This is a genomic window from Streptomyces sp. NPDC048420 (genome assembly GCF_040651535.1).
Taxonomy (GTDB): domain Bacteria; phylum Actinomycetota; class Actinomycetes; order Streptomycetales; family Streptomycetaceae; genus Streptomyces.
This window is the reverse complement of the sequence record NZ_JBEZKG010000008.1, coordinates 234,192-248,464: the sequence shown is the minus strand read 5'-3', so window position 1 is coordinate 248,464 and position 14,273 is coordinate 234,192. Positions and strand designations below refer to the sequence as shown.

Below are 14,273 nucleotides of genomic sequence, written 5' to 3'. Positions count from 1 at the left end.
CCGGGAAGGAAGGCCCGGTCCCCGTCGCGGAACCGGGCCTTCCTTCATGTCTGCGCGCGACACCGTGATCAACACGCGTAAAAGGGAGGGGCCCCGGATCGAAATCCGGGGCCCCTCCCTGAACGCTGCCGACGCCTAAGGCGTACTAGAGGCCGTCAGTTGTCGTCCTCGTCGATGAGGAACCCGCGCATCGGCGAGGGAGCCTGGCCCATCGGACCGGGACCCTGCGGCCGCACCGGCGCCATCGGCTGGGTCATCGCGGGCGACATCTGCTGCTGGCCACCGTAGGACGGAGCGGCCGGCGAAGGACCGCCGCCCATGCCCGGGTTGCCGTACGACGGCGCGCTCGCACCGGCCGGGGCCATGGACGGCGCCGGGGACGGCGGCAGCGACGCGGTCGCCGGGGTACGCGGCGGAGCCAGCGAGTCGTCGGCCTGGGTCTCCAGCTGACGCAGCTGCGACTCCAGGTACGACTTCAGACGCGTGCGGTACTCGCGCTCGAAGCCGCGCAGGTCCTCGACCTTGCGCTCCAGCGTGGCGCGGGCGGACTCCAGGGAGCCCATCGCGACGCGGTGCTTCTCCTGCGCGTCCCGCTCCAGGGCGTCGGCCTTGGCACGGGCGTCACGCTCGAGACCCTCGGCACGCGAACGCGCCTCGCCGACGATCTTGTTGGCCTCGGAACGGGCCTCGGCGATCGCCTGGTCGGCGGTCTGCTGGGCCAGCGAGAGGACACGGGCGGCGCTGTCGCCACCGGGGCCCTGACCGGGGCCGCCCATCGGACCGCCCATGGGGCCGCCCATCGGGCCACCCATCTGCTGCTGCATGGGCGGCTGACCGCCCATGGTGCCCTGGCCCATCGGACCCTGACCCATGGGGCCCTGGCCCATCGGACCCTGCCCCATCTGTCCGGGACCCTGCGGGCCTCCCTGGCCGCCACTGGGACCGGCAGGCAGCTGCGGCGCACCGCTCGGCAGCTGGGGCGGGCCACCCATGGGGCCACCCATCTGCTGCTGCGGCGGCCCAGATATGCCGGCCGGTACGGGGGCGCCGGGACCGGGCCCACGCATGCCCTGCTGCGGCATCCCCTGTCCGGGCATGCCACCCTGCTGCTGCATGCCGCCCTGCTGCTGGTCCTGCTGCTCCGGGGGCTTGCGCATGTTCTGCTGGTTCTGGGCAGCAGCGCGCGTGGCCGCGGCCAGTTTGGCGCGCAGGTCCTCGTTCTCGCGGAGCAGCCGGGTCAGTTCGGCTTCGACCTCATCGAGGAAGGCATCGACCTCGTCCTCGTCATAGCCTTCTCGGAGGCGGACGGTCGTGAACTGCTTGTTCCGCACGTCCTCGGGGGTCAACGGCATCTCTTCACCTCAACGTAGTCGTCGGCATTCGGCAAGACCGTATCGTTCACAGCCGGCTCACGACGGAGATCAGGATGTAGACGATGATCATCAGTACGAAGAAGGACAGGTCGAGCGCCACGCCCCCGAGACGCAACGGCGGGATAACCCGCCGCAGAAGCTTGAGCGGTGGATCAGTGACAGTGTAGGTGGCCTCCAGAACGACCACCATCGCCTTGCCGGGTTGCCATGAGCGGGCGAACTGGAAGACGTAGTCCATGACCAACCGGAAGATGAGCACGATGAGGAAGCACATCAGCGCGATGTAGACGACATCCAGGACCACGCTCATTGCTGGTGCTTCCCTCTCCCCTGTTTTCGTGCTGCTCGGTACTACTTGTACTGCTGTTTCCGGTCGTGCGTCTCAGCTCTGGTTGAAGAACCCGCCCTCTGCGATGCGGGCCTTGTCCTCCGCCGTGACATCGACGTTAGCAGGCGACAACAGGAACACCTTCTGCGTCACCCGCTCGATGCTGCCGTGAAGACCAAACACCAAACCGGCCGCAAAGTCGACAAGTCGCTTGGCGTCTGTGTCATCCATCTCAGTCAGATTCATGATCACCGGGGTGCCCTCACGGAAGTGTTCCCCGATGGTACGGGCCTCGTTGTAGGTCCGGGGGTGAAGTGTGGTGATCCGGTAAGGCTCTCGTTCGGACACGACCTTGGGCATGATCACCGGTGCGTTCTTCTCCAGGCTTGCGCGCTCTTGTGTGATGGATGCCACGGGTGCGATGCGCGCGGGGCGCACCGATTCCGCGGTGAGCGAAGAGGATCGGGGCACCGGGTCGCGCGGCACCGAGGACTGCACGACTCTGATCGATTCGTCCCTTTCAGACTGAAGTGCCTGATGTGACTGGTGAGACGGCTCATGCCGTCGGCGGTCCCGCTCGGGCTCCGGGTCGAGTTCAGGTTCGAAGTCGTCGTCGGGGTCGAAACCGCGGCCGTCGTACCCATCGTCCTCCACGAGGCCGAGGTAGACCGCCATCTTGCGCATCGCGCCGGCCATTCTCTGAGTCCTCCGCTCTGTGGTGGATCGGCTGACGACTGCCAAGTGCCCGCGATCCACGAGGTCGTTATGACGCCTTTCGGCGGTAATGACCATATTTTCTGCTGTGGTCCGACTTCCTGGCGACGTTACCCGAGCCTGGGGCGGACTCCGAGTACCGCGGTGCCGACGCGCACATGTGTCGCCCCTGCCGCCACGGCCTGTTCGAGGTCCGCACTCATCCCTGCCGAGACCATGTTCGCAGCCGGATGGGCTCGGCGCAGGTCGGTCGACAAATCCATCAACCGCTCGAACGCCGCCTGTTCGCGTCCCGCGTACTCGCCGGTGAGCGGAGCGACGGTCATCAGTCCGTCGAGCCGCAGTCCCGGAGCGCGAGCCACGAGATCGGCCAACTCCTCGATTCCGCCCGGCGCTACGCCACCTCGCTCCCCTCGCTCGCTCGATCCGGCGTCGAGCGCGACCTGGATGAGGCATCCCACCTCGCGCCCGACCTTCACGGCCTCCTTCGAGAGGGCCGTCACCAGCTTCGAACGATCGACGGACTGCACAAGATCCGCGTAACCGACCACAGATCGCACTTTGTTGGTCTGCAACTGGCCGACAAAATGCCAAGTAAGGGGCAGATCCGAGCATTCGGCGGCCTTGGGTGCCGCGTCCTGGTCCTTGTTCTCGGCGACATGACGCACGCCGAGCTCCGCCAGCGTCCGCACATCGCTCGCGGGATAGGTCTTGGTGACCACGATGAGGGTCACCTCCTCGCGCCCCCGCCCGGCGGCCGCGCACGCGGCGGCGATGCGCTCCTCCACCTTCGCCAGATTTGCGGCGAGTTCGTCCTTACGGTCCGTCATGCCCCATCAGTCCAGCCAGACATATCCCGCGAGTCGCCCTGTGGTGCGATCGCGGCGGTACGAGAAGTGGTCTTCGGACTCGCGTGTGCACACCGGCGACTGCTGCCGGTCGCGCACCCCGAGCCGGTCGAGCTGAGCGTGTACTCCGGCGGTCACGTCGACCGCGGGGGTGCCCCAACTCGTCTCGGCGTGCGCCGCGGGTTCGACGGCGGCGACGTCGGCGCGCATCTCCTCGGGCACTTCGTAGCACCGGCCGCAGACAGCGGGTCCGGTGCGGGCGACGATCCGGGCGGGATCGGCGCCGAGTTCGGTCATCGCGCGTAGCGCGGCGGGGACGACTCCGGCGACCATGCCGGGCCGGCCCGCGTGGGCTGCCGCGACGACTCCGGCGACCGGGTCGGCGAGCAGCACCGGAGTGCAGTCGGCGGTGAGGACGGCGAGGGCGAGACCGCGCTCGCCGGTGACGATCGCGTCGACCCGGGGCACCGGCTTCTCGCCCCACGGCTCCGAGACCACCACGGCGTCCGCCCCGTGAACCTGGTTCATCCAGACCACCCGGGCCGGGCCGAGACCGAGCGACTTGGCGGCCAGCTCGCGATTGGTCCGTACGGCGCCGGGGTCGTCGCCGACCGCCCCGCCGAGGTTGAGCTGCTCATACGGAGCGGCGCTCACCCCGCCCCACCGGTCGGTGAAGGCGAAGTGCGCGCCGCTCACGCTCTCGCGCTGTCCTATCACTTCAGGAAGTCCGGCACGTCCAGTTCCTCGGCCGCGCTGTCGGAGTAGGTCCGCGACGGCGGGACCGGCGGTGCGACCGGGAGGTCGGCGGCCGGCTCGGGAGCGGGCTCGGGGTCCTCCTTCGGCGTGACGCTGCCGAGCGAGCCGAAGGACGGACGGGACTCGGTCTGCCGTACCGGAGTGGGCTCCTCACGGCGGGCCGAGGACGAGGACGAGCCCATGACGGTCTCCCGGCGGGCCGGGGGCTGGCCCCCGTCGAAGCCGGCGGCGATCACGGTGACCCGGACCTCGTCGCCGAGGGCGTCGTCGATGACCGCGCCGAAGATGATGTTGGCCTCGGGGTGGGCGGCCTCGCTGACCAGCTGGGCCGCTTCGTTGATCTCGAACAGGCCGAGGTCGGAGCCACCGGAGATGGAGAGCAGTACGCCCCGGGCGCCGTCGATGGACGCCTCCAGGAGCGGTGAGGAGATCGCCATCTCGGCGGCGGCCACCGCGCGGTCGTCGCCGCGGGCCGAGCCGATGCCCATGAGGGCCGAACCGGCCTCGGACATGACCGACTTGACGTCGGCGAAGTCGAGGTTGATCAGACCGGGCGTGGTGATCAGGTCGGTGATGCCCTGGACACCGGAGAGCAGGACCTGGTCGGCCGACTTGAAGGCGTCGAGCACCGAGACCTGGCGGTCCGAGATGGACAGCAGCCGGTCGTTCGGGATGACGATGAGGGTGTCGACCTCTTCGCGGAGCTCCGCGATGCCGTCCTCGGCCTGGTTGGCACGGCGCCGGCCCTCGAAGGTGAAGGGGCGGGTGACCACGCCGATGGTGAGGGCGCCGAGCGAGCGGGCGATGTTGGCCACGACGGGCGCGCCGCCGGTGCCGGTGCCGCCGCCTTCACCGGCCGTCACGAAGACCATGTCGGCCCCCTTGAGGACCTCCTCGATCTCCTCACGGTGGTCCTCGGCGGCCTTGCGGCCGACGGCCGGGTTGGCGCCGGCGCCGAGTCCGCGGGTGAGTTCGCGGCCGACGTCGAGCTTGACGTCGGCGTCGCTCATCAACAGCGCCTGCGCGTCGGTGTTGATGGCGATGAACTCGACGCCCTTGAGACCGACCTCGATCATCCGGTTGATGGCATTGACACCACCGCCGCCGACACCGATGACTTTGATGACTGCGAGGTAGTTCTGCGGTGCTGCCACGTCGAAGGCCTCTCGCCTCGAGTTACGTGTCGTCGAACCAACGAAGCACTGGTGCCCCGCGATCCGACGACTGATGCCGATTGGGACGGTCCGTAGCGCCGACCCGAACCCTAACGCTGAAGTTTAGGGTTACCAGTGTGTCTGTTTCCTGGAGTCTTCTGAACAGGACACTAAGTCGACAAGTGGCGCACGTTCAACGAACACGCCGAACCTCCCGTTTTTCTTTTCACCCTATGTGATCAGCCGTAGCAGTGCCCAACCAGGGTGCTGGCCTGCGCTGATGTGCGTCAACTCCCCGATGACGCAGGGGCGGTGGGAACGCTGACGTCGAAGTGCCGCGCATCCGGGGCGGCTTTCATGAGAGCGGTGAGCGTACGGGCCTTGGCGGCACCCTTCTCGCTGCCCCCCCAGGCGACCGTCCGCCCGCCGCTCAACTCCAGCGAGATGTCGTCGTACGAACGCACCTTGACGGATCGGGTGACCCGGGCGACGGCGGCCGGAATTACACCCGCGACGCGCACCGCTTCACGCACCAGCCGGTCCTCGCCGAAGCGGCGCAGGCTCGCGGCGCGGGAGTCGGGCTGAGAGAGCGTCAATTCCAGTGCGGGAACGCCTTTAGGGGCCTCGGAAACTGTGGCGAAACGGACACCCTCATCGTCCACTTCGACAAAGTTTCCGCCCTTTTGGACGAGCAGAACCGGAGTCCGCTCGGTCACTTTCAGCCCGATTCCGTGGGGCCAGGAACGGGAGACGTCAACCACGCCAATTCGGGGCAATTTTCGGCGCAGTCGTGCCTCGATCGCATCGGTGTCGACGGAAATCAACGGCGATCCGACCGGCACGGCGGCGGCCTCGCGCACCTGCGCCGGAGTCAGCACCCTGGTCCCCGAGACCGACACGCTTTCCACGCGGAGCCACTGGGAGCCGTACAACAGCCAGACGGATCCCGCTCCGAGGACTACGAGCGCAACGGCGAGGATGATGATCGTACGAAGTCTGCGCACCCTCAACCGCCGGGCGGGAGGCGGGCCGGACGACTCCTGCTGGCGTTCACCGCGCTCGGCGGTAGTCGATCCGGCCACGCGCACTCCCTCTCCCTGGCTACTGGCGTCGGTGGGAGGCGATCGCCTCGTACACCATGGCGACGAGCAGCTCGTCGGCGTCCCGGCGGCCGAACTCCGCGGCCGAGCGGGACATCTCGTACAGCCGGTGCGGGTCGGCGAGCACCGGCAGGACGTTGGCACGGACCCAGTCCGGCGTCAGTTCCGCGTCGTCGACCAGCAGTCCGCCGCCGGCCTTGACCACCGGCTGGGCGTTCAGCCGCTGTTCGCCGTTGCCGATGGGCAGCGGGACGTAGGCGGCCGGGAGTCCGACGGCGGAGAGTTCGGCGACGGTCATCGCGCCCGCGCGGCAGAGCATCATGTCGGCCGCGGCGTACGCGAGGTCCATCCGGTCCAGGTAACTTACCGGGATGTACGGGGGCATTCCCGGCATCTGCTGCACATGCGGCAGTTCGTTCTTCGGGCCGACCGCGTGCAGGATCTGGATCCCGGCCTGCTGGAGCCAGGGCGCGACCTGCTGGACGACCTCGTTGAGGCGCCGGGCGCCCTGCGAGCCGCCGGAGACCAGCAGGGTCGGCAGGTTCGGGTCGAGCCCGAACATCGCGCGGGCCTCGGGACGGGTGGCGGCCCGGTCCAGGGTGGCGATGGTGTGGCGCAGCGGGATGCCGATGTAGCGGGAGTTGCGCAGCTTGCTGTCCGGCGTGGCCACGGCGACCTGGGCGGCGTACCGCGAGCCGATCTTGTTGGCGAGGCCGGGGCGGGCGTTGGCCTCGTGGATCACGATCGGCACGCCGAGCCGCTTGGCGGCGAGGTAGGCGGGCAGCGCGACATAGCCGCCGAAGCCGACAACCGCGTCGGCCTTGGTGCGCTCCAGGACCTGCTCGGTGGCCTTGATCGTGCCGCGCAGCCGGCCCGGGACGGTGATCAGCTCAGGGGTGGGCTTACGGGGCAGCGGCACGGCCGGGATGAGCGCTAGCTCGTACCCCCGCTGCGGGACGAGCTTGGTCTCCAGGCCCCGTTCCGTGCCCAGGGCCGTGATTCCCACTCCCGGGTCCTGCCTGCGCAGGGCGTCCGCGAGGGCGAGCGCGGGCTCGATGTGGCCGGCGGTCCCCCCACCGGCGAGTACGACATGCACCGAAATTCACCGCTCTCCGGACGACCGCGCCGCTGGGGCGCGCCGTCTCATCGTGTTCCATCTCCGAGGCCCCCGTGCCGACGCGGCGCCTCCCGCCCGCTTTCTACCAAAGCGAGGTTGCCGCAGCGAAAGCGCCGCCCGCGCAGCGGGGTCGTCGCGCGCGAACGCGATCAGCAACCCGATGGCGAACATGGTCGGCAGCAGGGCGGAGCCTCCGTAGGAGAACAGCGGGAGCGGGACACCGGCGATCGGCAGCAGACCGAGCACCGCACCGATGTTGATCACCGCCTGAGCGGTGATCCAGGTGGTCACGCCTCCCGCGGCATACCTGACGAAGGGGTCCTCCGTGCGTCCGGCCACGCGGATACCCGCATAGCCTAGGGCCGCGAAGAGGGCGAGCACCGACAGCGTCCCCGCGAGGCCCAGTTCCTCACCGGTGACGGCGAAGATGAAGTCGGTGTGGGCTTCGGGTAGTTGGCCCCATTTTTCCACACTCGCGCCGAGCCCGGAGCCAAAGATTCCGCCCGAGGCGAGGGCGTAGATGCCGTGCACGGCCTGCCAGCAGTCGGCGGCCCCCGACTTGGGCTCGGTGGCGCCGATGCAGGCGAGCCGGGCCATGCGGTTGGGGCTGGTCTTGATAAGGATCATGCCGATCAGCCCGGCGATCGACAGGACGCCGACGAACAGCCGGGTCGGCGCCCCCGCCAGCCACAGCAGGCCGAACAGGATCGCAGTCAGGATGATCGCCGTACCCATGTCGCCGCCGAGCATGATCAGCCCCAGCAGCAGGAAGGCGACCGGGACGAGCGGCACCAGCATGTGCTTCCACTGGGTCAGCAGCTTCTTGTCCTGCTTGCGGGCGAGCAGATCGGCCGCCCACAGCACGAGGGCGAGCTTGCCGAACTCGCTGGGCTGGATCTGGAAGGAGCCGCCGAGCGAGATCCAGTTCTGGTTGCCGTTGACCGACATCCCTATCCCCGGCACCTGTACGAGGGCCATCAGGAAGACCGCGCCCGCCAGGATCGGGTAGGCGAGCGCCCGGTGCAGCTTGACCGGCATCCGGGAGGCGATCAGCAGCAGGACGGCGCCGATGACGGCGGCCAGGAACTGCTTGCGGAAGAAGAAGGACCCCGGCAACAACATCTGCAGAGCCGTGATCTGGGAGGCCGAGTACACCATCACCAGACCGAGCACGGTGATCAGCAGACTGCCGCCGAGGATCAGGTAGTACGCGGTCAGCGGCCGGTCCCAGGCGCGCCTGGCGTTGCCGTACAGCCGTCGTACGGGGTTGTCGCGGGGCGGCCGGGAGACGGCGGGGCGGCGGGGCGCCCGCTGCACGGGGGGCCTGCCGGTACGGCTGGTGGGCATCAACGCCTCCGCTACGTCGGTCAGGAGCCGAGTTCGCGAACCGCCTCCGCGAACGCGTCACCGCGCTTGTTGTAGTTGGCGAACATGTCCATCGAGGCGCAGGCCGGGGCCAGCAGCACCGTGTCACCTGCGACGGCGAGGCGGGAGGCCTCCTGGACAGCCGCGAGCATCGCCCCAGTGTCGGTCCGGTCGAGGTCGACCACGGGTACCTCCGGGGCGTGTCGCGCCAGGGCTTCGCGGATCAGGGCGCGGTCCTGGCCGATGAGCACGACCCCGCGAAGTCGCTTTGCCGACTTGGTGACCAGCTCGTCGAAGGTCGCGCCCTTGGCGAGCCCGCCCGCGATCCACACGATCGACTCGTAGGCCGCCAACGAGGCTTCCGCCGCGTGGGTGTTGGTGGCCTTGGAGTCGTCGACGTACGCGACACCGTCCACGGCGGCCACGTGGGCGATGCGGTGTGCGTCCGGGGTGAAGTTCCGCAGCCCGTCCCGTACGGCCCGTGCGGGCACCCCGAATGCGCGTGCGAGGGCGGCCGCAGCAAGGGCGTTGGCGATGTTGTGCGGGGCCGGCGGGTTGACGTCGGAGATCTCGGCGAGTTCCTGTGCGTTCTTGTGCCGGTCCTCGACGAAGGCCCGGTCGACCAGGATGCCCTCGACGACGCCGAGTTGGGACGGCCCGGGGGTGCCGAGGGTGAAGCCGACGGCCCGGCAGCCCTCCTCGACGTCCGCCTCGCGCACCAGGTCCTCGGTGGCCTTGTCGGCGACGTTGTAGACGCAGGCGACCCGATTGCCCTCGTAGATGCGGCCCTTGTCGGCGGCGTACGCCTCCATGGAGCCGTGCCAGTCGAGATGGTCGGGGGCGAGGTTGAGCACGGCGGCGGAGTGGGCGCGCAGCGAGGGCGCCCAATGCAGCTGGTAGCTCGACAACTCCACGGCGAGCACGTCGTACTGCTCCTCGCCGAGCACGGCGTCGAGCACGGAGATGCCGATGTTGCCGACGGCCGCGGTGCGCAGACCCGCGGCCTTCAGGATCGACGCCAGCATCTGGGTGGTGGTCGTCTTGCCGTTGGTGCCGGTGATCGCGAGCCAGGGGGCCGCGTCGGGGCCCCTGAGCCGCCAGGCGAGTTCGACGTCGCCCCAGATCTCGACGCCGGCCGCGCGGGCCGCCGTGAACAGCGGCTTGTCCGGCTTCCAGCCGGGCGCGGTGACGACGAGTTCGGTGCCCTCGGGCAGGGTCGCGCCGTCGCCGAGGCGCACGGTGACGCCGAGCGCCTCCAACTCGGCGGCCTGCTCACGCGCGCGTGCGTCGTCGCCGTCGTTGACGACCGTGACGTGCGCCCCGCGCGCGTGCAGCACCTTGGCCGCCGGGATGCCGGAGACGCCGAGCCCGGCGACGGTGACGCGCATACCCTGCAGGTCGATCACTTCTCTGCTGCCCATCCCGCGTAGAAGAGACCCAGTCCGACGATCACACAGATGCCCTGGATGATCCAGAAACGGACCACCACGAGGACTTCGGACCAGCCCTTGAGTTCGAAGTGGTGCTGGAGCGGTGCCATGCGGAAGACGCGCTTGCCGGTCATCCGGAAGGAGCCGACCTGGATGACGACCGACATCGTGATGAGGACGAACAGACCGCCCATGATGGCGACCAGCAGCTCGGTGCGGGACAGGATCGCGAGGCCGGTCAGGACACCGCCGAGCGCGAGCGAACCGGTGTCGCCCATGAAGATCTTGGCCGGCGAGGTGTTCCACCACAGGAAGCCCAGACAGGCACCCATCAGCGCGGAGGCGATCACCGCGAGGTCGAGCGGATCGCGCACCTCGTAACAGGCGTTCGGGTTGGTCAGGGTGCCCGCGTTGGCGCAGGACTCCTGGAACTGCCAGACGCCAATGAACGTGTAGGCGCCGAAGACGAGGACGGAGGCGCCCGTGGCGAGGCCGTCCAGACCGTCGGTGAGGTTCACCCCGTTCGACATGGCGAGGATCATGAACAGGGCCCAGACCACGAACAGGATCGGGCCGATCTTCCAGCCGAAGTCGGTGATGAACGACAGCTTGGTGGAGGCCGGGGTGTTGCCGCGGGCGTCCGGGAACATCAGCGCGAGCACCGCGAAACTGATGCCGACGATCAGCTGGCCCGCCATCTTCGCCTTGGCCCGCAGGCCCAGCGAACGCCGCTTGACGATCTTGATGTAGTCGTCGAGGAAGCCGACCAGGCCCATCCCGCACATCAGGCCGAGCACCAGCAGACCCGAGTAGGTGGGCGGGTAGCCGGTGATGACCTTGGACAGGAAGTACGCGACGACGGTCGCCAGGATGAAGGCGATACCGCCCATCGTCGGTGTACCGCGCTTGCTGGCGTGCTCGCGCGGGCCGTCGTCCCGGATGTACTGGCCGTAACCCTTGCGCGCGAGCAGCTTGATCAGCAGCGGGGTGCCGACCAGGGTCAGAAAGAGGCCGATGACTCCTGAGAACAGGATCTGCTTCATCATCGGGCGGCAACCTCACCCTCGGCGTCGAGCAGCGCCTGGGCGACGCTCTCCAGACCGACCGAACGGGACGCCTTCACGAGGACGACGTCTCCCGGGCGCAACTCACTGCGCAGCAGGTCGACCGCCGCCTGTGCGTCGGACACGTGCACCGACTCCTCACCCCACGAACCCTCGTTATATGCGCCCAGTTGCAGCCAGGACGCTTCCCTGCCCCCGACCGCGACGAGCTTGCCGACATTGAGCCGGACGGCGAGCCGTCCGACCGCGTCGTGCTCGGCGAGCGCCTCGTCCCCGAGCTCGGCCATCTTGCCGAGCACCGCCCAGGTCCGCCGCCCCTTGCCCATCGCCGCGAGCGCGCGCAAAGCGGCTCGCATGGACTCGGGGTTCGCGTTGTAGGCGTCGTTGACGATGGTCACGCCGTCCGGGCGCTCGGTGACCTCCATACGCCAGCGGGAGAGGGAGCCCGCCCCGGAGAGCGCGGTGGCGATCTCGGTTGCGGACATGCCCAGCTCATGGGCGACGGCGGCCGCGGCGAGCGCGTTCGACACGTGGTGCTCACCGTACAGGCGCATGGTCACTTCGCTTGCACCGGAGGGTGTGTGGAGCATGAAGGCGGGCTGTCCGCTGTCCATGAGTCGCACGTTCTCGGCGCGTACGTCCGCTTCGCCGGACTCTCCGAAAAGGATCACCTTCGCCTTCGTACGGGATGCCATGGCCCGTACGAGGGGATCGTCGGCGTTGAGTACCGCGGTGCCGTCTTCGGGAAGGGCCTCCACGAGTTCGCCCTTGGCCTGCGCGATCTGCTCGCGGCCGCCGAACTCGCCGATGTGGGCGGTGCCGACGTTCAGGACGAGACCGATCTTCGGGGGCGTCAGATCCGTGAGGTAGGCGATGTGGCCGATGCCGCGGGCGCCCATCTCCAGGACGAGGAAACGGGTTTCCTCGGTGGCGGTGAGGGCGGTGAGCGGCAGCCCGATCTCGTTGTTGAGCGAGCCCGGCGTGAACACCGTCGGCGCCTTGCTCCGCAGCACCTGCGCGATCAGGTCCTTGGTGCTGGTCTTGCCGGCCGAGCCGGTGAGGGCGACCAGGGTCGCGCCGAGCCGTCGTACGACATGACGTGCGAGGGCGCCGAGGGCGGTCTGGACGTCGTCGACGATGATCGCGGGTGCACCGACGGGACGCTGGGCCAGCACGGCCACCGCCCCCGCCTGGACGGCCTGGTCGGCGTAGTCGTGGCCGTCGACGCGCTCCCCCACGAAGGCGGCGAACAGACTGCCGTCCTTCACCTGCCGGGAGTCGATGACGACGGGCCCGTGCACCTGCACCGACGGATCCGGTATGTCATGCGTCTGCCCGCCGACGACTGAGGCGATCTCGGCGAGAGAGAGGGCGATCACAAGTTCATCCCTGGGTCTTCTGGATGGCTTCTCGAAGCACCTGGCGGTCGTCGAAGGGACGGACCACCCCGGCGATGTCCTGGCCCTGCTCATGGCCCTTGCCCGCGACCAGCACGGTGTCTCCGGGCCGTGCTCGGGCGACGGCTGCGGCGATCGCGGCGGCCCGGTCCTCGAAGACCTGGACCTCGCCACGCTCGTGTACTGGCACGGACGCCGCACCTTCGAGCATGGTTGCGAGGATCGCGAGGGGGTCCTCCGAGCGTGGGTTGTCGGAGGTCAGTACGGCGGTGTCGGCGAGGCGGGCCGCGGCGGCGCCCATGGGCCCGCGCTTGGTCCGGTCACGGTCGCCTCCGCAGCCCAGCACGATGTGCAGGCTGCCCTCGGTGACCTTGCGGAGCGCCTTGAGGACGGACTCGACGGCGTCCGTCTTGTGGGCGTAGTCCACCACCGCGAGATACGGCTGTCCGGCGTCCACGCGCTCCAGACGGCCCGGCACTCCCGGCACCGCGGCGACACCGTCGGCTGCGGTCTGCGGGTCGAGTCCCGCGGCGGCGAGGGCGACGATCGCGGCGAGGGTGTTCGCCACGTTGAAGGGGCCCGGCAGCGGCGACCTGGCCTCGATCCGCTCGCCCTCGGGGCCGATCACGGTGAACGTCGAGTCCATCGGGCCGACCTGGACGTCCGCGGCACGCCAGTCGGCGTCCGGGTGGCCCTCGGCGGAGAAGGTGACGACCGGGACAGTGGCTTCCTTGACGAGCCGGCGGCCGTACTCGTCGTCGAGGTTGACGACGCCGAGACGGCTGCGTTTCGGCGTGAACAGCTGTGCCTTCGCCTGGAAGTAGTCCTCCATGCCGGAGTGGAACTCCATGTGTTCCGGGCTCAGGTTGGTGAAGACGCCGATGTCGAAGACACAGCCGTCGACCCGGCCGAGGACCAGCGCGTGGCTGGAGACCTCCATGGCGACCGCCTCGACCCCGCGCTCGCGCATGACCGCGAACAGGGCCTGGAGATCGGTGGCCTCGGGCGTGGTGCGCTCGGACTTGATGCGCTCGTCACCGATGCGCATCTCGACGGTGCCGATCAGGCCGGTGTTGTTCTTGACCTTCAGACCGCCCTCGACGAGATAGGCGGTGGTGGTCTTGCCCGAGGTGCCGGTGATGCCGATCTGGAGCAGGTCGCGGCCGGGGTGGCCGTAGATCGTGGCCGCCAGTTCGCCCATCCGCGCGCGCGGGTCGTCGACGACCAGGACAGGAAGCCCGGTCGCCGCGGCGCGCTCGGCGCCGGTCGGGTCGGTCAGCACGGCGACGGCGCCCAGGCCGAGGGCCTGGGTGACGAAGTCGGCGCCGTGCAGACGGGCGCCCGGGAGAGCGGCGTACAGGTCGCCGGGGCGGACGGCACGCGAGTCGTGGGTGATGCCCGTGACCCCCGCGCCGCTCTTCGGCACATCGGCACCCAGCTGATCGGCGAGCTCCGCGAGGGGTGTTGCGGAGACCCGGACCGGCCGGGGCGGTCCCGGATATGTCACGGGTGCGCCCTTCTGGGTGGTTTGGGACTGATCAGCGTGTGGCACGGCGGTGAGCGTACCGGGCGCACCCGCCTCGGAGCGAAGTGAGGGGCGAGGCGTGCCCTGGTTCCCGGAATCGGA

Annotated in this window: 13 protein-coding genes; all 13 read right to left on the bottom strand. The window is 69.2% G+C overall.

The genetic code is table 11. The features are described 5' to 3' along the window. Positions 1-155: 155 nt before the first annotated feature. On the bottom strand, positions 156-1,352 hold the full coding sequence (locus AB0D34_RS16570) for a DivIVA domain-containing protein (protein WP_362662076.1): 1,197 nt from the start codon (positions 1,350-1,352) through the stop codon (positions 156-158). Between the two features lie 46 nt (positions 1,353-1,398). Beyond that, positions 1,399-1,683: a YggT family protein gene (locus AB0D34_RS16565; protein WP_362662074.1), complete on the bottom strand. Its 285-nt coding sequence runs from the start codon at positions 1,681-1,683 to the stop codon at positions 1,399-1,401. Positions 1,684-1,755: 72 nt separating this feature from the next. Then, positions 1,756-2,397: a cell division protein SepF gene (gene sepF, locus AB0D34_RS16560; RefSeq protein WP_362662072.1), complete on the bottom strand. Its 642-nt coding sequence runs from the start codon at positions 2,395-2,397 to the stop codon at positions 1,756-1,758. Between the two features lie 128 nt (positions 2,398-2,525). Continuing rightward, positions 2,526-3,245, bottom strand: coding sequence for a YggS family pyridoxal phosphate-dependent enzyme (locus AB0D34_RS16555; protein WP_362662070.1), 720 nt, complete (start codon positions 3,243-3,245; stop codon positions 2,526-2,528). Positions 3,246-3,251: 6 nt separating this feature from the next. Next, on the bottom strand, positions 3,252-3,980 hold the full coding sequence (gene pgeF / locus AB0D34_RS16550) for a peptidoglycan editing factor PgeF (protein WP_362662068.1): 729 nt from the start codon (positions 3,978-3,980) through the stop codon (positions 3,252-3,254). Further along, on the bottom strand, positions 3,977-5,173 hold the full coding sequence (ftsZ, locus tag AB0D34_RS16545; RefSeq protein ID WP_362662066.1) for a cell division protein FtsZ: 1,197 nt from the start codon (positions 5,171-5,173) through the stop codon (positions 3,977-3,979). Before ftsZ ends, pgeF begins: the two co-directional genes overlap by 4 nt. A 287-nt stretch (positions 5,174-5,460) precedes the next feature. Then, a complete protein-coding gene (locus AB0D34_RS16540; protein ID WP_362662064.1) occupies positions 5,461-6,255 on the bottom strand; it encodes an FtsQ-type POTRA domain-containing protein in 795 nt (264 codons plus the stop codon). A 19-nt stretch (positions 6,256-6,274) separates the two neighbouring features. Next, on the bottom strand, positions 6,275-7,369 hold the full coding sequence (murG, locus tag AB0D34_RS16535) for an undecaprenyldiphospho-muramoylpentapeptide beta-N-acetylglucosaminyltransferase (protein WP_362662062.1): 1,095 nt from the start codon (positions 7,367-7,369) through the stop codon (positions 6,275-6,277). Between the two features lie 6 nt (positions 7,370-7,375). After that, positions 7,376-8,737, bottom strand: a complete 1,362-nt coding sequence (ftsW, locus tag AB0D34_RS16530; protein ID WP_362662060.1) for a putative lipid II flippase FtsW — start codon at positions 8,735-8,737, stop codon at positions 7,376-7,378. 20 nt (positions 8,738-8,757) lie between these two features. Further along, positions 8,758-10,176 (bottom strand): UDP-N-acetylmuramoyl-L-alanine--D-glutamate ligase, encoded by a 1,419-nt coding sequence (gene murD, locus AB0D34_RS16525; RefSeq protein WP_362662058.1) that lies wholly within the window; start codon positions 10,174-10,176, stop codon positions 8,758-8,760. Further along, positions 10,158-11,231: a phospho-N-acetylmuramoyl-pentapeptide-transferase gene (gene mraY, locus AB0D34_RS16520; protein ID WP_362662056.1), complete on the bottom strand. Its 1,074-nt coding sequence runs from the start codon at positions 11,229-11,231 to the stop codon at positions 10,158-10,160. Before mraY ends, murD begins: the two co-directional genes overlap by 19 nt. Next, entirely contained in the window at positions 11,228-12,628 is a 1,401-nt protein-coding gene (murF, locus tag AB0D34_RS16515; protein ID WP_362662054.1) for a UDP-N-acetylmuramoyl-tripeptide--D-alanyl-D-alanine ligase, read from the bottom strand. The genes mraY and murF overlap by 4 nt, the downstream gene beginning before the upstream one ends. A gap of 4 nt (positions 12,629-12,632) precedes the next feature. Continuing rightward, positions 12,633-14,153, bottom strand: a complete 1,521-nt coding sequence (locus AB0D34_RS16510; protein WP_362662052.1) for a UDP-N-acetylmuramoyl-L-alanyl-D-glutamate--2,6-diaminopimelate ligase — start codon at positions 14,151-14,153, stop codon at positions 12,633-12,635. Positions 14,154-14,273: the final 120 nt, after the last annotated feature.

Excerpts from the sequence above, each read along its gene's own strand:
- AB0D34_RS16570 (WP_362662076.1), bottom strand. The coding sequence starts at position 1,352 with ATGCCGTTGACCCCCGAGGACGTGCGGAACAAGCAGTTCACGACCGTC.
- AB0D34_RS16565 (WP_362662074.1), bottom strand. The coding sequence starts at position 1,683 with ATGAGCGTGGTCCTGGATGTCGTCTACATCGCGCTGATGTGCTTCCTC.
- sepF (WP_362662072.1), bottom strand. The coding sequence starts at position 2,397 with ATGGCCGGCGCGATGCGCAAGATGGCGGTCTACCTCGGCCTCGTGGAG.
- AB0D34_RS16555 (WP_362662070.1), bottom strand. The coding sequence starts at position 3,245 with ATGACGGACCGTAAGGACGAACTCGCCGCAAATCTGGCGAAGGTGGAG.
- ftsW (WP_362662060.1), bottom strand. The coding sequence starts at position 8,737 with ATGCCCACCAGCCGTACCGGCAGGCCCCCCGTGCAGCGGGCGCCCCGC.
- murD (WP_362662058.1), bottom strand. The coding sequence starts at position 10,176 with ATGGGCAGCAGAGAAGTGATCGACCTGCAGGGTATGCGCGTCACCGTC.
- mraY (WP_362662056.1), bottom strand. The coding sequence starts at position 11,231 with ATGATGAAGCAGATCCTGTTCTCAGGAGTCATCGGCCTCTTTCTGACC.